20 protein-coding genes, 1 tRNA gene and 1 pseudogene are annotated in these 19,044 nt (G+C 57.8%); 9 read left to right on the forward strand and 13 right to left on the reverse strand.

Annotated features, from left to right (window positions below; genetic code table 11):
- Positions 1-95: 95 nt before the first annotated feature.
- The 6 genes from KGD89_RS14220 (at position 96) to KGD89_RS14245 (ending at position 6,742) form a co-directional block, all read left to right on the forward strand.
- Positions 96-815 (forward strand): response regulator transcription factor, encoded by a 720-nt coding sequence (locus tag KGD89_RS14220; protein ID WP_025260443.1) that lies wholly within the window; start codon positions 96-98, stop codon positions 813-815.
- Positions 812-2,149 (forward strand): HAMP domain-containing sensor histidine kinase, encoded by a 1,338-nt coding sequence (locus KGD89_RS14225; protein ID WP_025260444.1) that lies wholly within the window; start codon positions 812-814, stop codon positions 2,147-2,149. Before KGD89_RS14220 ends, KGD89_RS14225 begins: the two co-directional genes overlap by 4 nt.
- 110 nt (positions 2,150-2,259) lie before the next feature.
- Complete coding sequence (locus tag KGD89_RS14230; protein ID WP_025260445.1) at positions 2,260-4,497, forward strand: FepA family TonB-dependent siderophore receptor; 2,238 nt, start codon at positions 2,260-2,262, stop codon at positions 4,495-4,497.
- A gap of 80 nt (positions 4,498-4,577) precedes the next feature.
- Positions 4,578-4,865, forward strand: coding sequence for a DUF3649 domain-containing protein (locus KGD89_RS14235; RefSeq protein ID WP_025260446.1), 288 nt, complete (start codon positions 4,578-4,580; stop codon positions 4,863-4,865).
- The gene (locus KGD89_RS14240) at positions 4,862-6,406 is read left to right on the forward strand and encodes a PepSY-associated TM helix domain-containing protein (protein ID WP_025260447.1); all 1,545 of its coding nucleotides are present in this window, start codon (positions 4,862-4,864) and stop codon (positions 6,404-6,406) included. The genes KGD89_RS14235 and KGD89_RS14240 overlap by 4 nt, the downstream gene beginning before the upstream one ends.
- A complete protein-coding gene (locus KGD89_RS14245; protein WP_025260448.1) occupies positions 6,407-6,742 on the forward strand; it encodes a DUF3325 domain-containing protein in 336 nt (111 codons plus the stop codon).
- A gap of 57 nt (positions 6,743-6,799) precedes the next feature.
- Here KGD89_RS14245 and KGD89_RS14250 read toward each other — a convergent pair whose 3' ends face one another.
- The 3 genes from KGD89_RS14250 to KGD89_RS14260 all read right to left on the reverse strand — a co-directional run bounded on the left by KGD89_RS14250 (position 6,800) and on the right by KGD89_RS14260 (position 8,208).
- On the reverse strand, positions 6,800-7,000 hold the full coding sequence (locus KGD89_RS14250) for a hypothetical protein (RefSeq protein ID WP_074569073.1): 201 nt from the start codon (positions 6,998-7,000) through the stop codon (positions 6,800-6,802).
- A gap of 492 nt (positions 7,001-7,492) precedes the next feature.
- Entirely contained in the window at positions 7,493-7,960 is a 468-nt protein-coding gene (locus tag KGD89_RS14255) for a hypothetical protein (RefSeq protein ID WP_025260450.1), read from the reverse strand.
- Positions 7,942-8,208 (reverse strand): hypothetical protein, encoded by a 267-nt coding sequence (locus tag KGD89_RS14260; protein WP_143008720.1) that lies wholly within the window; start codon positions 8,206-8,208, stop codon positions 7,942-7,944. Before KGD89_RS14260 ends, KGD89_RS14255 begins: the two co-directional genes overlap by 19 nt.
- A 151-nt stretch (positions 8,209-8,359) precedes the next feature.
- On the opposite strand from KGD89_RS14260, the gene KGD89_RS14265 reads away from it, so the two are divergent.
- From KGD89_RS14265 to KGD89_RS14275, 3 genes are all read left to right on the forward strand, one after another.
- Positions 8,360-8,764, forward strand: a complete 405-nt coding sequence (locus KGD89_RS14265) for a MarR family winged helix-turn-helix transcriptional regulator (protein WP_025260451.1) — start codon at positions 8,360-8,362, stop codon at positions 8,762-8,764.
- Positions 8,765-8,767: 3 nt separating this feature from the next.
- Positions 8,768-10,492, forward strand: a complete 1,725-nt coding sequence (locus tag KGD89_RS14270; protein ID WP_025260452.1) for a chloride channel protein — start codon at positions 8,768-8,770, stop codon at positions 10,490-10,492.
- A gap of 63 nt (positions 10,493-10,555) precedes the next feature.
- Positions 10,556-11,701: an HPP family protein gene (locus tag KGD89_RS14275; RefSeq protein WP_025260453.1), complete on the forward strand. Its 1,146-nt coding sequence runs from the start codon at positions 10,556-10,558 to the stop codon at positions 11,699-11,701.
- 83 nt (positions 11,702-11,784) lie between these two features.
- Here the strand turns inward: KGD89_RS14275 and KGD89_RS26435 are convergent, their stop codons facing one another.
- The 10 genes and pseudogenes from KGD89_RS26435 to rplT form a co-directional block, all read right to left on the reverse strand.
- Complete coding sequence (locus KGD89_RS26435; protein WP_397430411.1) at positions 11,785-12,294, reverse strand: methyl-accepting chemotaxis protein; 510 nt, start codon at positions 12,292-12,294, stop codon at positions 11,785-11,787.
- Between the two features lie 78 nt (positions 12,295-12,372).
- Positions 12,373-13,323, reverse strand: a pseudogene (locus KGD89_RS26440) (PAS domain-containing protein); the annotation flags it as partial.
- 7 nt (positions 13,324-13,330) lie between these two features.
- On the reverse strand, positions 13,331-13,591 hold the full coding sequence (locus tag KGD89_RS14285; protein ID WP_025260455.1) for a DUF1652 domain-containing protein: 261 nt from the start codon (positions 13,589-13,591) through the stop codon (positions 13,331-13,333).
- Between the two features lie 215 nt (positions 13,592-13,806).
- Positions 13,807-14,049: a hypothetical protein gene (locus KGD89_RS14290; RefSeq protein ID WP_025260456.1), complete on the reverse strand. Its 243-nt coding sequence runs from the start codon at positions 14,047-14,049 to the stop codon at positions 13,807-13,809.
- Between the two features lie 292 nt (positions 14,050-14,341).
- A tRNA-Pro gene (locus KGD89_RS14295) sits at positions 14,342-14,418 on the reverse strand.
- Positions 14,419-14,505: 87 nt separating this feature from the next.
- Positions 14,506-14,862 carry a MerR family transcriptional regulator gene (locus KGD89_RS14300; RefSeq protein ID WP_025260457.1) on the reverse strand — a complete coding sequence of 119 codons (357 nt, stop codon included), beginning with the start codon at positions 14,860-14,862 and terminating at the stop codon, positions 14,506-14,508.
- Positions 14,843-15,145 (reverse strand): integration host factor subunit alpha, encoded by a 303-nt coding sequence (gene ihfA, locus KGD89_RS14305; RefSeq protein WP_002553164.1) that lies wholly within the window; start codon positions 15,143-15,145, stop codon positions 14,843-14,845. The genes KGD89_RS14300 and ihfA overlap by 20 nt, the downstream gene beginning before the upstream one ends.
- 3 nt (positions 15,146-15,148) lie before the next feature.
- Positions 15,149-17,527: a phenylalanine--tRNA ligase subunit beta gene (gene pheT, locus KGD89_RS14310; RefSeq protein WP_025260458.1), complete on the reverse strand. Its 2,379-nt coding sequence runs from the start codon at positions 17,525-17,527 to the stop codon at positions 15,149-15,151.
- Positions 17,528-17,563: 36 nt separating this feature from the next.
- Positions 17,564-18,580: a phenylalanine--tRNA ligase subunit alpha gene (gene pheS / locus KGD89_RS14315; protein ID WP_024685429.1), complete on the reverse strand. Its 1,017-nt coding sequence runs from the start codon at positions 18,578-18,580 to the stop codon at positions 17,564-17,566.
- 103 nt (positions 18,581-18,683) lie between these two features.
- Positions 18,684-19,040 carry a 50S ribosomal protein L20 gene (gene rplT / locus KGD89_RS14320; protein ID WP_016963673.1) on the reverse strand — a complete coding sequence of 119 codons (357 nt, stop codon included), beginning with the start codon at positions 19,038-19,040 and terminating at the stop codon, positions 18,684-18,686.
- Positions 19,041-19,044 lie beyond the last annotated feature (4 nt).

The following is a 19,044-nucleotide window of genomic DNA, read 5'->3' on the forward strand; positions in this document are numbered from 1 at the left end:
CTGTCTGCGAAGGCAATGAAAGTGCCGATGGGAATCTTCAGCGACATTGGTCAGAATACCGAACAAAGAATTGTTCTCACCCGCAGGTGCTTCTCATGCAACCCCATCGCCCCGCTGGCACCCATGCCCATATCCTGGCCATTGAAGATGATCCGCTGCTGGCGGCTCATCTGCAGAACCATCTCAGCGAGCGCGGTTTTACGGTCACACTGCGCCAGGACGGCAAAGAAGTTCTGGAGTTGGTGCGCTCGGAAGATTTCGATCTGATCCTGATGGACATCATGCTGCCCGACAGCAATGGTCTGGAGATCCTGGCCCGGCTGCGTCAGCGTCAGCGCTTGCCGGTCATCCTCATGTCGGCACTGGGCGCCGAGCAGGACCGGATCGTCGGTTTCAGCCAGGGCGCGGATGATTACCTGCCCAAGCCGTTCAGCATGCTGGAAATGGATGTGCGCATCGACGCCATCCTGCGCCGTGTGGCATACGAGCATGAGGCGCAGACCAGGATTGGCAGTGACGAATCGCAATTGACCTTCGACGAACAACGCACCGATGTCTGCCTGAACGATCAATGGGCGGACTTGAGTACCACCGAATACCGGATTCTGGAAACGCTGGTGCGCCATACCGGCGAAGTGCTGGGCAAGGCTTTCCTCTATCAGCAGGCCATGCACCGGGCGTACTCGCAGCATGATCGCAGCCTGGACATGCATGTCAGCCGCATCCGCCGCAAATTGCAGGCCATCGGTTATAACGACAAGCGCCTGGAGACGGTGCGGGGCATGGGTTACGTACTGACCCGGTTGACGCCATGAAGCTGCCTAATTGCCACTCACTGCTGTGGAAACTCATCGGTGGCCTTGCCCTGCTCTGCCTGCTGATGGCCAGCCTGCAAACCGACCTGAACCGCAGACTCAACGAAGCGACAGAGCGGTTATCCGAACCGACCAAGCGTGCCCTTACCGACTACGCACGACGAGCCGAAGCCGCCTGGCAGAAGCGCGGCGCCAGCGGAGTCGACGAGGTTCTTCGCGAGCTGCGCAGTCGGGAAAAGGTCTGGGCCGTGGTCGTGGACCGGCAGCAGAACTCGCTGTCTTCACAGCCGCTGACAGAGCCGGAACTGGAAAGGCTGCATTTCGTACGCCGGCTTGATGGCATGGTGGGACGCCCCGGCGGTTTGCCCACTTTTTATATCCCCTTCAAAAACACCGAGGCGCGCCTGGTGATGGATCTGCCCGGCCACTTTCATCCTCGTCAGCACAACGAGCTGTGGGACCTGCTGCTGCAAAAAGTGCTTCCGACCAGCCTGGCACTGCTGCTGGCCGCTCTGCTGTACCGCATTCTTATCTCGCCCATCGTGATCCTTCACCGCCAGGCCAATGCCTTGAGCACCGGAGATCTGGCGGCGCGAGTCGAGCCGCAGGTAGCAGAGCGCCGGGACGAACTGGGCGAGCTGGCACGAGCCTTCAACCAGATGGCCGGGCGCCTGGAGAACACCGTGGTCTTTCAGCGCCGCCTGCTGCGCACACTGTCCCATGAATTGCGCACACCGCTCAGCCGCTTGCGGGCAGCCGGCGAGCGTGAACTGGATATCGACACCATGCGCCAACGCCAGGAACGCGAAGTGCAGATCATGGAAAAACTGATCAGCGACACCCTGGAACTCGTGTGGCTGGATACCGAACGCCCTGCTCTGCCGCTGGAAACCGTAGAAGTGAAGGAGCTGTGGAGTCTGTTGTGCGAGGACGTGTGCTTCGAGACCCACTGGCCCATGGAGCGGTTGCCATGCGACCTGCCGCCCGACTGCTACGTCAGCGGCAACCTGAATGGTCTGGCGCAGGTGTTGGAAAACATCCTGCGCAACGCCATTCGCCACTCGCCGGATAACGGCGTGGTGCGCCTGACCGGTTGCCGCGAAGGTGGCTACTGGCATTTGTGGATCGAGGATCAGGGGCCTGGCATCGAGCCCGAAAAACTGGAGCATGTCTTCCAGCCGTTCACCCGCCTCAACGCTGAACGCCCCGGTGGTGAAGGCTTCGGCCTCGGGCTTTCCATCGCCCGCAGCATCGTGGAACTGCAGAACGGTAAAATATGGGCCGAGAACGCCACACCGGGGCTGCGCCTGCATCTGCGTTTGAGAAGTGTATAAAGTGTAAAAAAGATTTACTCACATATGAGAATAAATACCATCTGCACCCAGTCCGGCAGCAGAGAACCCGCTTAGCTCTGCACGCCATGTATGTCACAGGAGTGTTGCAGATGCATCCGCGATTCAAGCTCAGCCACCTTTGCCTGGCCTTGCTGGCCACCTGCCCGTCACTGGTGATGGCCGAAACGGCAGAGTCCGTCAGATCCGAAAAGACCGACGACTCCCTGCAACTGGCTGATACCCATGTGGTGGCCACTGCCGAGCAAGAACTGAAACAGGCATCGGGTGTGTCGCTGATCAGCGCCGATGACATCAAGAAACGCCCGCCGGTCAATGACCTCTCCGATATCGTGCGCAAGATGCCAGGCGTTAACCTGACCGGTAACAGTGCCAGCGGCGCACGTGGCAACAATCGCCAGATCGACCTGCGCGGCATGGGGCCGGAGAACACCCTGATCCTGATCGACGGCAAACCCGTCACATCGCGTAACTCCGTGCGCTACACCCGCTCCGGCGAGCGTGATACCCGCGGCGACAGCAATTGGGTACCCGCCAGCGAAGTCGAAAGCATCGAAGTACTGCGCGGCCCGGCTGCGGCCCGTTATGGCTCGGGCTCCATGGGCGGTGTGGTAAACATCATCACCAAACGACCGACCGAATCCCTTACCGGCTCGGTCACCGCCTACACCAACTTGCCGGAAGACGATGCAGAAGGCATGACCAAACGCACCACCTTCAGTCTGGCCGGCCCGCTGACCGACGCCCTCACCTTTCGCGTCTACGGCAACCTCAACAAGACCGATGCGGACGATGCCGACATCAACCAGGCGCACACCGATACGGCTTCCGGGGCATCGTTGGCTTCGGGTCGCGAAGGGGTACGCAACAAGGACATCAACGGCCTGCTGAGCTGGGCACTGGATACCAACCAGACCCTCGACTTTGAAGCCGGTTACAGCCGCCAGGGCAATATCTACGCCGGGGATGTGGGCACTGGCGGCACAGACGCGCTGGTCAATGGCAGTACCGTCAACAACTGGCTGGGCCGGGAAACCAACACAATGTATCGCCAGAACTTCTCGGTCACCCATAACGGTGACTGGGCGTTCGGCACTTCACGCCTGCTGGCGCAGTATGAGAAGACCCGCAACAACAGGTTGCTGGAAGGGCAGACCGGTAGCGTCGATGGCGATATCAGTGCCAATGCGGACAAGAGCACCAGCACCTATGACAGCTACCTGCTGCAAGGACAACTGGATATCCCGCTGGAATTCCTGCGCCCGCAGACACTGACTGTCGGCGCCGAGTGGAACCGCCAGGAGCTGGATGATCCCAGCACCATGGACCGCGACATCGGCACCACGCTGCCCAACTCGGCAGCCGGGTCGCGTCCGACCGACATGGACGCCACCATCATGGCTGTGTTCCTGGAAAACAATATCGAGCTGACACCCAAATGGTTTCTGACGCCGGGCGTACGTCTCGACCATCACGATCAGTTCGGCGCCAACTGGAGCCCCAGCCTCAACTCCTCCTACAAGCTGACCGATGACATCACTCTCAAAGGCGGTATTGCCAGGGCCTTCAAGGCACCGAACCTGTACCAGTCCAACCCGAACTACCTGTACCGCAGCAACGGCAATGGCTGCGCACCGAGCCTGAACTCAACCGGTTGCTATGTGCTGGGTAACGAAAACCTCGACCCGGAAATCAGCATCAACAAGGAACTGGGCATCAGTTTTGCGCGGGATGGCTGGAGCGCCGGACTGACCTATTTCCGTAACGATTACGAGAACAAGATCGTCTCGTCCAACGACCTGACCGGCAGGACGGTAAACAACGAAGCCATACTGCGCTGGGACAACGCCGAAAACGCGGTGGTCAAGGGCTGGGAAGGCAATGTCGGCGTCCCGCTGCTGGGCCAGAACGGCGATATCCTGAGCTGGAACACCAACCTCACCTACATGCAATCCAACGAGGACGATGATGGCAACCCGCTGTCGGTCGTACCCGAGTACACGGTCAACACCATGCTCGACTGGCAGGCCACCGAGGCGCTGTCCCTGAGCCTGACGGGCACCTACTACGGCAAGCAGGAGCCACGAGTCACCAACCCGCTGCGGGGTGTGGCCGTCACTGCACAGAACGAGCTGAGAACCCTCGATCCTTACCATATCTGGGGCATTGGCGGGACTTACGCGATCAACAAGAACCTGTCGATCGGTGCAGGCCTCAACAATATGTTCGACAAGCGTATCTATCGCGAAGGCGCTGGCACCAGTGCAGGTGCCAGCACTTACAACGAGCCGGGGCGCTCGGTCTATGCGTCCATCACCACGTCGTTCTGAAGCTGACCTGACGCTTGTAATGCAGGCCCGACCGGGAAACCGGTCGGGCCTGTGCACAAACGGCCTGATGAGTATCCCCCATGAAAACAAAATCCTTTTCCTGGTCCACCGTCTCCAGGATCGTCGCTGCGCTGCCGGGCGGTTATGTCTTCACCTATGCCTTTACCGCAGCCCTGGCGCGCCTGCTGCCACTGGACCAAGTTGATGCGCTGGTGGTTTCCACGTTGCTGTCCTTTGTGGTTTACACCCTCGTCATCCTCTGGGCTTTCAGTTGCCGCAGCGCCTGGCGGGTCTGGGTCGGGCTGACGCTGACGTTACCTCTGGCGGTCATCGGGTTCTGGCCGCAATTGCTGGAGCAACTGGCATGAAACACAAGACCCTCACTCAATCGCTGTCCTGGCTGCACACCTGGAGCGGACTGGTCTTTGGCTGGCTGCTGTTTTCGATCTTCCTCACCGGAACCCTGGCGGTGTTCGACAAGGAAATCGATGGCTGGATGCGACCGGAAATCCCGGCGCACTCGTTCGATCAGACGCAAGTGACGCAGCGCGCACTCGACTACCTGCAAGCCCATCACCCCAAGGCCAGTGCCTGGAACATCGGTCTTCCCAACGAGCGATCACCCAGTCTGGTGGTTTCCGCCGGGGAACAGCGACGCGGTGGCGGCACCTATCTGGACCCGTACACCAGCGAACCTCTGGATGTACGCGCGACGGCAGGTGGCGGGTTCTTTTTCCTCTTTCACTTCACCCTCAACCTGCCGCGCAACATCGGCATCTGGATCGTGGGCCTGGCCGCCATGGTCATGCTGGTGGCACTTGTCAGCGGCATTGTGATTCACAAGAAATTCTTCAAGGAGTTCTTCACATTCCGCCCGTCCAAGGGACAACGCTCCTGGCTGGACGCCCACAACGCCACGGGCGTGCTGGTGCTACCGTTTCACCTGATGATCACTTACACGGGGCTGGTGATTTTCTACTTGATCTACATGCCTGCGGCGATGGACGCCCTGTTCGACGGCGACCGCGATGCCCTGAGTCGTGCAATCCGTGGCGGACCGGTAATCGAGCAACAGGGTCAACGGCCCCCAAGACATGAAGAGGCAACGAGCCCAACACCGCTGACGCCATTGGGCCCGCTGCTGGCCGAGGCAGAACGTGTGATGGGGCCGCTGGCCGGATTTTCTATCCAGAACCCCGGTAGCAGCGCTGCCAGAATCGAAGTACGCCCGGTGTTGGGCAACCGTATCGAACTGACCAAGGGCCAGAGCATGCTGTTCGATGGCGTGACCGGCAAGACGCTGCGCCAGCCTCCAGAGAGTCGCCCAAGCCTGCTGACCCAGAAAGTCATGGCCGGCCTGCACTTCGCCCAGTTCGGCGGCTACCCCATGCGCTGGCTGTACTTCATCTGCGGCCTGGCCAGTTGCGCGATGATCGCTACCGGCATGGTGCTGTTCACGGTCAAACGACGTAGACGCCACGACAGTGAGGGTGCCATCGCCGCCGTGCTCTACCACACAGCCGAACGCCTGAACGTCACCGTGATCGCTGGCCTGATGCTGGCCTGCGTCGGCTTCTTGTGGGCTAACCGCCTGCTGCCGACAGAACTGGCCCAGCGCGGCCAGTGGGAAATCCGCGTGTTCTTTATCGTCTGGCTGCTGAGCCTCGGCCACGCCATTGTCCGCCCATGGCTCAACGTCTGGCGCGAACAACTGGCCCTCACCGCCCTGCTCTGCATCAGCCTGCCGCTATTGGCACTGACCACCACAAATCGCGGCGAACATTTCGCTCTGGAAGCCACGACCGTAGTCCTCGGCATCCTGCTGGGCTGGACCTGCTGGAAAATCGGCCAACCCGCCAAGGAACGCCCCACAAAACACCCCTCCACCACCACAGCGCAGGTCAACTGAATGAGCATCGCATTGATCACAAGCCTGCTCCTGGCCTACAGCGGCATGCTGGGTTTGTGCCTGGGGCTGGAACGGCATTACAAGCAACTGTCGCAACGCCCAGCCTCCAAAGCCTTGCGCTACACACTGCGCACCGCCGGTTGGTTGTCATTGGCGGGCAGCTTCTTCACCAGCGCTCAGGTCTGGGGTTGGGCCATGGGGCCGGTGGGCTGGCTGGGGCTGGTTTCGATGACAGGCCTGGCGCTGGTCTTGTTGCTGCCGTATGCGATACGACTGGCCGTTGGAGTGAGTGGTGCGGGTTGGCTGTTGCTCGGGGTGTTCACCCTCTCGGCGTAGGAGCGAACTCATTAGCGAATGACGATTTTTCGCGAATGGATTCGCTCCTGCCAGGTTTTACCCGAGGGATGGTTCTTCATCTTCGTCTATCGGTGGGTTGACCGGCAGATCAGGATCGTCACTCTGGTCATTGATGAGATCATCAACCACTGGATCAGCCTCGGGCAGGGAGTCCGGCTCATACCCTGTTTCGTTATCTGTCAATCTGGTAGCAGGGCTTTGCGAAACATTGCCCGGTGCATTCTCATCAATTTCCATGACCACTCTCCGCGTGAAGCGCAGGATATCCGCGCCTTATAGTAAGAGACGCGATAGATCCGGGAGTGCAAGGGAAGCGATGAGTGGCGGGAGATTAACCCGGATAACGGCTTTCCATGACCACCGACAGGGCATCCGGTCGCCAGAACTCCTGATCGAACTCCACCGCAATCTCTTGGCTGATCAGCGTGCAGGATCGGATTTATCCGGGAAGACCTTATTACTGGCAATGAATATTCAGTGGATCTAAATATGCATTTCCAAATAAGCGAAATGTCACCCTACGCACTCATACACGCATCAGCTCAGCCTCATGAAGCTAGACTTTCTTGATAAAGAATTGCTAGCCGCCTTAGAGAATAGATGAGGAAAACCAACCCAAGGAACATGAAAACTCGCCTGCTGATCATCTGCAGCTTTGAGCCGCTATAATTAATATCACTTCCATTGGGTGGAAACGTGTCTCCTCATCTTGAGTTGAAGCTAATGATGCTAGCTGTACGAAATCAAAGAATGCACCCCGATGAGTACGAGCAAAGCAGACATGATTGCAAACGCCCACACTGACCATTTTTTCGTGCTCTTATAGGCAGGCTCTCCTTGCTTGACTTTTTCCCACTCTGTTTTAAGCAATGCACGCGACGAGGCTGTAATTTCATTTGTTGCGTTGTAAACCTGCTCTTTTAAAACATCCCACTTCTCTGACTCTTCCTCACGAACAAGTTCAGAAAACTTCCCCATGCAATAATCAAATTTATTTTCAATCCTGACCAGATCCGAATCTTCAGGCTTAAAATGAAGACGGACCGTTGCATGCGCCTGATAAACCTCTCGCATTGATTGCCTTGAACGCTCCACACTTTTACCCAGCAAATCCTTATGAAGATCTATAACTTCACCAAGCAAATCTCTTTCTACGACATTCTCCGTCTTACTTGCAATCATGATCGCCTTAAGCATATCTTTTTCAAATCTTTCACATGAACAACATTGGTTACATGAAAGTTCAATTTTGCAATTAAATCAGACAGTGCGGCCCTTGCAGATTCGGTCCATGACTGTCTGAACTCTGTGGTTTTGCTTTCTTTCTCGTTCACCAGTTTCACCACGCTCAACGCGGCAGTGATAAAACCTGCTAATGCCGTAAGAAACGCTGTTAATAATATTTTGTCCATGCATTCACCCCATGTGAAGAAAAAATCGCCCACATCAGACACCATCCCACATCAAATTGCCATCATCAACAATTCACAGCCATGAAACTTCTGCTTTGACTGATCGGCCTTATCCATCATCGCCAAAATACATCACGCCATGATATAAAAGCCGCCCTTCCCTCAACCGAAGCGACGCTCTCTCATGGCTGACACCCTTCACAAGCAGGATTTTGAAACCCTGTCCGAATTCCGCTACCAACTGCGGCGCTTCCTGCGTTTTTCCGAAGAGGCCGTGCAAGCCTGTGGTGTGACTTCCCAGCAGTACCTGCTGATGTTGCACACCCAGGGTTTCAGCGAGCGTGAGTGGGCAACCGTGGGTGAACTGGCGGAGCGTTTGCAGATCGTGCCTCATGGCGCAGCGGCGCTGGTGAAGCGCTGCGAGGCGCTGGGGTTGGTGCAGACACAGCGCAACGTCGCGGACCGACGAGAGGTACAAGTCAGTCTTACCGGCAAAGGCAGCGAGGTGCTGGCGCAACTGGCTTTTCTGCATCGAGAAGAACTCAAGTCGGCCGGCAAGCGTTTCCGCGTGCCCTTCGAGCAGGAGTGAAGCATGCGGCATAAACGTGACTTTGCCGTGGACTATCGGGTGTTGGCCCTGATCGCTCTGGCGGTACCGATCGGGGCGCTGGCCGTGGCTGCTGCGGCCCTCCTGCTGGCGTTGATTCATCTAGGCACTAATCTGTTTTACTTTCAGCGCCTGTCGTTTGCCGCCGTCTCCCCAGCGGACAGCCATCTGGGATTGTGGGCCATTGCCATACCCGTACTGGGCGGCCTGATCGTGGGGCTGATGGCTCGTTACGGTTCCAGCAAGATCCGTGGCCATGGCATTCCCGAAGCCATCGAGGCGATTCTGTTCGGCAAGAGCAAGCTGTCGTTTCGGGTCGCTGCGCTCAAGCCACTGTCTTCGGCCATTGTGATTGGCAGTGGCGGGCCATTTGGTGCCGAAGGGCCGATCATCATGACCGGCGGTTCGATTGGATCGCTGATTGCGCAGCACATCCATCTCAGTGCTGCCGAGCGCAAGACATTGCTGGTGGCCGGAGCCACTGCCGGGATGACAGCCGTGTTCGGTACACCGATTGCGGCGGTGTTGCTGGCCGTGGAACTGCTGCTGTTCGAGTTGCGCCCGCGCAGTCTGGTGCCAGTGGCGATTGCCTGCGCGGTCGCGGGTTTTCTGCGCGGTCAGTTGCTGTACAGCGAGCCTCTGTTCGCGGTGCAGACGCCCCCGGTGACTCCGATGATCATGTGGGGTTGCGTACTTGCCGGGCTGGCCAGCGGAGTATTGTGCATGGTGCTGTCCTGGTCGTTGTACCGCGTCGAGGACCTGTTCGGTCGTCTGCCGCTGCACTGGATGTGGTGGCCAGCGCTGGGCGGGCTGGCGATTGGCGTTGGCGGTTATTTCGAGCCTCGCGCACTGGGCATCGGTTTTGATGTCATCGGCGATCTGCTCAACGACCATCTACTGCTGAGCGCTGCACTGGCATTGCTGGCGGTCAAGGCAATCATTTGGGTGATCGCCCTGGGCTCAGGTACTTCCGGTGGCGTACTCGCACCATTGCTGATGCTGGGAGCGGGACTGGGCGCGGCATTGGCCCATGTGCTGCCCGGCGGCCAAGGCGCGCTCTGGCCGCTGGTGTGCATGGCCGCGACACTCGCCGGAGTGCTGGGCGCACCGCTGACCGCTGTGGTTTTCGCCTTGGGGCTGAGCCATGACCTAGAAGCCCTGCTGCCACTGCTGCTGACTGTTACCGTGGCCTACGCGCTGACGGTTCTGGTCGCCAAGCGTTCGATCATGACCGAGAAAATCGCACGCCGCGGCCTTCACATCTACCGGGAATACTCGGTGGACCCGCTGGAACGTCACGAAGCAGGCGAGATCATGACTCGCCAGGTGCGGACTCTCGATGCCGATTGCTCCCTCGATCACGCTCGTGAACAGGCTTTTGGCAGCAACCAGGCGCATCGAGCCTATCCCGTCGTGCATCAAGGCCGCCTGCTCGGGATGGTCGACCGCCAGGTCATGGATAACTCCGCCAAACGCTTGGGCGATCTGTTTTCAGAGCCGCCCGCCTTCAGCCTGCCGGGTGACAACTGCCGCCAGTTGGCCGGACGCCTGCTTGCCTTGGGACTTGAACGCATCCCCGTGGTACGCGACGCGAGCAGCCTGGAAGTGGTGGGGATTGTCAGCCGCAGTGATCTGCTCAAGACCTCTCTCGGCGTCCACGAAGAAGAGAGCGTGCGGGAAAAACCATTGCGCTGGGGAACCGAGCGCTGAAACACGGCAGCAGTCCGGGACCACACGCCCCACAGTTTTCAATTATCCACGGTTGACCTGAACATGCCTTCACCCTCCAACATAACCCTTGTGGCGCGCTTGCGCTCGCTATGGCCTGCACCCCACGCCATCGACACCCGAGAGAAAGTACGCGCCAGCATCGGCGCGGCCTTGGGCATTCTGTTGGTCGCCACCGTTGCTGCACTCTGGCTGCACGGCGCACATGCCATAGAGAACAGCTTTCTGGCCATGGCCATCGTCGCGCCCATCGGGGCCAGTGCGGTACTGGTGTTTGCCGTGCCATCAAGCCCGTTGGCACAGCCATGGTCCGTGGTGGGTGGCAACACGGTTTCGGCGCTGGCAGGCATTGCCTGCGCCAAATGGATTCCCGATGCAACGCTGGCTGCCGCGCTGGCGGTCAGTCTGGCGATTGCCGCGATGCTGGCGACCCGTTGCCTGCATCCGCCGGGAGGCGCGGCAGCGCTATTGATGGTGATTACCGGTTGCGATCAGTTTGTGTACGCACTGAGCCCGGTCATGCTCGACTCGTTGCTGCTGGTAGCAGCCGGCGTGATCTACAACAATCTGACCCGCCGCCCCTGGCCGCATGTCCAGCAGGCAAAAAGCGACTCGCCTGCCAGCCGTTTCAGTGATGCGGATCTGGATGCCGCCCTCGCCCATTACAATCAGGTGCTGGACGTCAGCCGTGACGACCTTCACGAACTGTTGGAGCGTGCGGAGGCCTCGGCCTACCAGCGCAATATGGGCGAGATCCGCTGCGCAGACGTGATGAGCACTGCGCCGATTGTCGCCCGTCAGGAAATGCCGCTACGTGAGGCCTGGGCCTTGATGCGGCGGCACAAGATCAAGGCCTTGCCGGTGATCGACCGGCAACGCCATCTGATGGGCATCGTGACAGTGGCGGATTTCATGAAGCAGATCGACCTGGACGCCCACGAAGGCGTGGGCTGGCACCTGAGGGCACTGTTGCGTCAAGTGAGTAACAAACAACCGGCGAGCATCGTCGGCGAGATCATGACCCGCAAAGTGCGCGTCGCCAGTGCCGAACGCCTGCTGACCGATCTGGTGCCAGTGTTTTCGGAAAATGGCCATCGGCATGTTCCGATCATCGACGCCCAGCGGCATCTGGTGGGCATCATTACCCAGTCGGATTTGATCAAGGCGCTGTATACGGCTGTGCGGGTCTAGAGCGCTTTCAAATAAAAACGTCCCTACACCCGCACACATTCAAACACGCGAAAGCGCTGATGTCGGTCTACCAGAACAGGCGCTTAATTGGTGTTCTGATTAACGAAGCTGCTGACTGCACGCACCACGGAGTTCGCACCTTGCTGAATCTCCTGGATCACACGGTCTGCATCATTGGCCAGTGTCAACGCCTCGTTGGCCTGATCGGTACTGCGCTCAATCACGCCAACAGCCCCCGAAGCAAGGCTCTGGTTTTCCTTGACCACACTCACAATATCTTCCGTTGCCTTGGTGGTTCGGGAAGCCAGTTGCCGAACCTCATCGGCCACCACGGCAAAACCTCTGCCCTGCTCACCGGCGCGGGCAGCTTCGATGGCAGCGTTGAGAGCGAGCAGGTTCGTCTGCTCGGCAATGCTGCTGATGGTCTTGACGATTGTCCCGATAACCTGGCTCTGGGAATCAAGCGCTTCAATGCCTTGAGTCGCCTCTTGCATGGAACGGGTCAGACGATCCAGAACCTCGACCGTACTCTTGATGACTTCACGTCCCTGCTGGGCAGAGCTGTCAGTCTGGACAGAGGTTTGATACGCCATGTTCGATGCCTCGGACACCGCCTTTTCACGCTCGACCTGTTCAGTGATGACGGTTGCGAATTTGGCAATTTTATACAGCTTGCCATTCGCATCGGTGATGGGGTTATAAGAAGCCTCAAGCCACACATCCCGCCCGTATTTATCGACCCGACGGAAGCGATTGACGATGAACTCACCTCTGCGCAGTCTTTCCCAGAAGCTTCTATAGGCTTCTGAACCGGACTCTTCCGGCGTACAAAAAATGCTGTGGTGCTTGCCTTTGATCTGGGCAAGGTCATAGCCCATGGCTTTGAGGAAGTTGTCATTCGCGCTGGTCACAATTCCATCGAGCGTAAAATCGATGACAGCCGTGGAACGCTGCAAGGCATTGACCAGCGCTTCATTCTCCCGGGACGCCTCAATCGTGCGCGTCAATACGCTTGAGTACAACGTGACTTGCTCGATGCCACCGGTTTCATTCCTGAACGGCACGACAATCGTCCGCAGCCAGACCTTAGAACCCTGCTTGTGATTCAACCGTAGCGTCCCGCTAAAATGCTTCCCTTCCCGAATAGCATCCAGAGCCCGCTTCTGGTGAACATCACCGCTCAACTCCGACGGACTCAGTTCCTCAAGACGACGCCCGACAATCTCGCTGGACGAGTAACCAAGCTCGGCCTCAAACAGCGCATTGATGGATTTCACATTCCCTCGACCATCCAGTACAGCAGCTACAGTTTCCAGATCCAGAACCTGACCGGCCTGCTCCAGCATGGCCAGTCGAAGTTCCAGTGCCTTGTTGGCTTGTTTCAAATGGGAATTGAACATGATGTGTATCCGAGGAAGGTTGCATACTGCATCGGATATGGAGCGAGAATCTTTAGTGGTTACAGGGCAAGAACGCGCGATATTTAAGGCGCGCCGACCTGGCTTTGAAAGTGAAGACCAAAGCGGCTGTGGGTGGGTCGGTTTCAGTCTTGGTGCAGGGAGAGGACCTGGCATGAAATGATGTGATTCTCCCCCAAGCCCGCCAGATGCGGGCCTTGTCATATGAGCCCTATCCCTGGCGCTTGATCTCGTCCTTATCCGCCGCCTTGACGCGCCTGGCCTCGTCCTTGATCTCCCCCACCAATGCCGCAATTGCACGACCACCACTGAGTTTGGCAGTGGAAATCCCGGTCATTGTCAGCTCCGGGATGTGGGTTTCCGGGTTTCTCAGTTCGATGGACATCAACCCGTCCGGGCTGATGGTGCATTTGCAGATCGTAGGCCTGAAGGCCACTTCCATAACGTGACGCAGTTCAAGATGAGAAAGCATTTGACCGTCCCTGTAGACGCTGTGTAGCGGATTAACACTGCAGTCTAGACCAAGGTTGCAGATGTGGTTTTTGTCTGACAGAGCATGTGTAAATTTTTATGTCTACACGGCACACAAACCACATAACAACATGAAGTTACAGGCATAAGGCCGAGTCGATTTCACTTATCGAAAGGACCTTTATTGACCTCTCTGATATGAAGCCGCTAAAGCCTCTACTCTGCATCGATGAGGCTGTCCGTCTTGGGTTCGTCATCGTTTTCCTGATCCGCTTGAGCATCATCGCCAGACCCAGGATGGCCCGGAGGTGGGTTCCAGTCTTCCGGGCGATCACCACCACCCTGCTTTGGCTCGGAACTGACCTGATCAAGACCGGAGCCATGCCCTTCACCGGTGTCGGTCGTCTTCTCAGACGGCCCTGGGTAAGCGCTCTCAGGTCCGTTGTTTTCGATTTCCATGGCGACTCTCCTTTCTGTGCGCAGGATGTCTGCGCGTAAGGTTGAGAGAGGCAGGAAGTGTCGGGAGTGCAGAGCAGCAGACAGGCGGTGAAGATGTGGGGGATCGGTTCTTGTGCAGAGCTTTTTATGGTGGGTCACTAAAATCTGCATTCACGACCGGAAATACACGTTTGGCAGCTAGTTGGGACGAACAATGTCGAGAGGAAAAACATGAGAAAACCGGAAACCCCGCAAATCTCACGCACATGAAAAAGCCCAACCTTCACAGATTGGGCTAAATCATTGAAAAATATGGTCGGGACGGAGTGATTCGAACACTCGACCCCTAGCACCCCATGCTAGTGCGCTACCGGACTGCGCTACGCCCCGACTAGGCGTGAAACTGTTTCGCAACGTGCGAAAGCGATGAGGAATATACCCTAAGCTTTTGAATTATGGAAGTATCTTGCTCACTCATCATGCACGGAGAATGACCAGTACATCTTCCAGTTCGGCAATCATCTGCCGGATCATCTGCTTGTTGGGCTGGGTATCGTCCTTCGCCTCGCCACTGGAAAGACGCAACCGGGCTCCACCGATGGTGAAGCCCTGGTCGTAGAGCAAAGCGCGGATCTGACGGATCATCAGCACGTCCAGTCGCTGATAATACCGACGGTTCCCGCGTCGCTTGACGGGGTTGAGTTGAGGAAACTCCTGCTCCCAATAGCGCAGAACGTGCGGCTTGACCGCGCAGAGCTCGCTGACTTCACCAATGGTGAAGTAGCGTTTGCCCGGGATAGGCGGTAGCTCGTCGTTATGACTTGGTTCCAGCATAAGCCTCAACTCGGGCCTTCAACTTCTGCCCTGGACGAAAGGTGACCACACGGCGAGCAGTGATCGGAATCTCCTCGCCGGTCTTTGGATTTCTACCAGGCCGCTGGCGTTTGTCGCGCAGATCGAAATTGCCGAATCCTGACAATTTCACCTGCTCGTTGTCTTCCAGAGCGTGCCTGATTTCCTCAAAGAACAGCTCAACCAATTCCTTGGCTTCTCGTTTATTCAGGCCCAGCTCTTCGTACAGACGTTCGGCCATCTCAGCTTTCGTCAGAGCCCCCATACGCTACTTCCTTAACGTGACGTTTAACCGTTCCTCAAGTGAGTTGAGGATAGCAAGTGTCGTTGCGTTTACCTCATCGTCATTAAGAGTGCGCGATGGATGCTGCCAGGTCAAGCCAACTGCAAGGCTTTTTCTATGCGGATCAATGCCTTTACCCTGATAAACGTCAAATAGCCTGAGGTCTGTGAGCCATTCGCCTGCATTTTCACGAATAACGTCAAGAACTGCGCTTGCATTGACGTCCCGATCAGCCAGCAGAGCCAGGTCGCGACGCACTTCCGGGAAGCGGGAAAGCTCGTGGAATTTCGGCAGACAGCCCGTGGCAACTTCGCCCAGAATCAGCTCGAACACGAACACCGGGCGATCGAGGCCCAGCGTTTTTGCCAGTTCAGGATGAATGGCGCCCAGGAAGCCGACTTCACGACCATCGCGCTCGATGCGAGCGGTCTGGCCAGGGTGCAAGGCTGGGTGCTGACCTGCAGAGAAGGTGAACTCACCCAATGCACCGGCAAAACCAAGCACTGCTTCCACGTCCGCTTTCACGTCGAAGAAATCGACCGCATCACGACCTTGTGCCCAGCCTTCAGGCAGGCGGCTGCCGCAGACCACACCGGCCAGCATCGGCTCTTGCTTGAGGCCATCAAGCTGACCGACAAACCGCAGCCCGCTTTCAAACATGCGAACCCGGTCCTGCTGACGGTTGAGGTTATGTTGCAGAGCCTTGACCAAACCTGGCCACAGCGAGGAGCGCATGGCAGCCATATCGTTGGAGATCGGGTTAGCCAGCAGTAGCGGCTCGACGCCCGGATTGAACAGCTCGAAAGCCTTCGGATCGATGAAGCTGTAAGTGATCGCTTCCTGATAACCGCGAGCAACCAGCAGGCGACGCAGCTCTGGCAGATCGCCACGCGCTTCGGCCTTGGCTTGAGGTGCCAGACGGGCTTGCGGGTAACGAACCGGCAGATGGTTGTAACCGTACAGACGCGCCAGTTCTTCGATCAGGTCGACTTCCAGACTGATATCGAAGCGATGACTTGGTACTTCAACGCGCCACTGACCAGCGGACTCGTTGCTCAGGGTCAAGCCCAGCGCCGTCAGCAGACGCTCGATTTCAGCGTTTTCAATGACCAGACCGAGCATTTGCTCAACGCGGCTTGCACGCAAGGTCACCGAAGCAATCGAAGGCAGGTGCTGCTCGCTGACCGCTTCAATGATCGGGCCGGCTTCACCACCAGTGATTTCCAGCAGCAAGCCAGTGGCACGCTCCATGGCTTCACGGGCAAGCTGCCAGTCCACGCCACGCTCGTAACGGTGCGAGGCATCGGTGTGCAGGCCATAGGAACGGGCCTTGCCAGCCACCGAGATGGTGTCGAAGAAAGCGCTTTCCAGGAAAATATCCTGGGTTTTGGTAGTCACGCCACTGTGCTCACCCCCCATGATGCCAGCGATGGCCAAGGCACGCTGGTGGTCGGCAATGACCAGGGTGTCGGCACGCAGGCTGACTTCCTGGCCATCGAGCAGGACAAGCTTCTCGCCCTCCTCGGCCATGCGCACGCGAATCCCGCCATTGATTTCGGCCAGATCGAATGCATGCAGCGGCTGACCCAGCTCCAGCATGACGTAGTTGGTGATATCGACGGCTGCATCGATGCTGCGCACGTCCGAACGACGCAGGCGCTCTACCATCCACAGCGGTGTAGGACGCGACAGGTCGACGTTGCGGATCACTCGACCCAGGTAGCGTGGGCAGGCAGCAGGTGCCAGCAACTCGACAGGACGCACTTCGTCATGTACGGCAGCAACAGGTGCCACGTGCGGACGAGTAACCTGGGCGGCATACAGCGCGCCGACTTCGCGAGCCAGACCGGCAACCGACAGGCAATCGCCACGGTTTGGCGTCAGGTCGACTTCGATGCTGGCATCGTCCAGCTCCAGGTAAACGCGAATGTCCTGACCCACTGGCGCATCGGCAGCCAGCTCCATCAGTCCATCGTTACCCTCGCCCAGTTGCAGCTCGGCAGCGGAGCACAGCATGCCGTTGGACTCGACGCCACGCAGCTTGGCTTTCTTGATCTTGAAGTCGCCAGGAAGCTCGGCGCCGATCATTGCGAACGGAATCTTCAGGCCTGGACGTACGTTTGGCGCGCCACATACAACCTGCAGAGTCTCGCTGCCATTGCTGACCTGACAAACACGCAGCTTGTCAGCGTCAGGGTGTTGCTCGGTGCTCAGGACTTCGCCTACGACCACACCGGTGAAGATGCCGGCGGCCAGCGTAACGCTATCAACCTCAAGACCGGCCATCGACAGACGGGCAACCAGCTCGTCCCGGGAAACCTGCGGGCTTACCCAGCCACGCAACCATTGTTCACTGAATTTCATCCTGCTCTCCTAATAGATTCGTTACGGGCATGCGTTCTAGCGAAATTGCGCCAGGAACCGCAGGTCGTTGTCGAAGAACAGGCGCAAGTCATTGACGCCGTAACGCAGCATTGCCAGACGCTCTACACCCATGCCGAAAGCAAAGCCCTGGAACTCTTCAGGATCGATGCCGGACATGCGCAGCACGTTGGGGTGGACCATTCCGCAGCCCATGACTTCCAGCCAGCCGGTCTGCTTGCAGACGCGGCAGCCTTTGCCGCTGCACATCACGCACTCCATATCGACTTCAGCGGAAGGCTCGGTGAACGGGAAGAACGAAGGACGGAAACGAACCGCCAGCTCTTTCTCGAAAAACACGCGCAGGAACTCTTCGATGGTGCCTTTCAGATCCGCGAAGTTGATATCGCGGTCAACCAGCAGGCCTTCGATCTGGTGGAACATCGGCGAGTGGGTGATATCCGAGTCACAGCGATATACACGACCCGGGCATACGATGCGGATCGGCGGCTGTTGCGATTCCATGGTCCGCACCTGCACTGGCGAGGTGTGGGTACGAAGCAGCATGTTCGCATTGAAATAGAAGGTGTCATGCATCGCCCGCGCCGGGTGGTGGCCAGGGATGTTGAGCGCCTCGAAGTTATGGTAATCGTCTTCGACCTCAGGGCCTTCGGCAATGCCGTAGCCGATGTGGGTAAAGAATTGTTCGATACGTTCCAGAGTCCGGGTGATCGGGTGCAGACCACCGGAGGTCTGACCGCGTCCCGGCAAGGTCACGTCAATGCACTCGGCCGCGAGCCTGGCAGTCAGTTCTGCCTGCTCAAACGACGCCTTGCGGGCATTGAGAACCTCTGTGACACGCTCCTTGGCAACGTTGATCAGGGCGCCGACTTGCGGACGCTCTTCAGCAGGCAGGTTCCCCAGGGTCTTCATCACCTGAGTCAACTCGCCTTTCTTGCCGAGGTAGTGAACCCGGATTTGCTCCAGGGCATTGATATCTTCGGCGCTTTGCACAGCCTCAAGAGCTTGCGAGACCAGCGCGTCCAGGTTTTCCATGTACAGACTCCAGATACGAAATAGGGGAAGAGCCAAAGGCTCTTCCCCTATTTATGACGTTCAAAACCGGTTCCGGAACCCGAAACCGGTGATTGTCGGGGACTTAGGCCAAAGTGGCTTTAGCTTTCTCGACAATCGCAGCAAACGCCGCTTTTTCGTTCACTGCCAGATCAGCCAGAACCTTACGGTCGATCTCGATGGACGCCTTTTTCAGGCCAGCGATCAAACGGCTGTAAGACAGACCGTTGGTACGAGCACCAGCGTTGATACGAGCGATCCACAGAGCGCGGAACTGACGTTTTTTCTGACGACGGTCACGGTAGGCGTATTGGCCTGCCTTGATTACCGCTTGCTTGGCAACACGGAATACGCGTGAACGCGCGCCGTAGTAGCCTTTAGCAAGTTTCAGAATTTTTTTGTGACGCTTACGGGCAATGACGCCACGCTTTACACGAGCCATGAGT

The sequence above is a fragment of the Pseudomonas cichorii genome (genome assembly GCF_018343775.1).
GTDB classification, from domain to species: domain Bacteria; phylum Pseudomonadota; class Gammaproteobacteria; order Pseudomonadales; family Pseudomonadaceae; genus Aquipseudomonas; species Aquipseudomonas cichorii.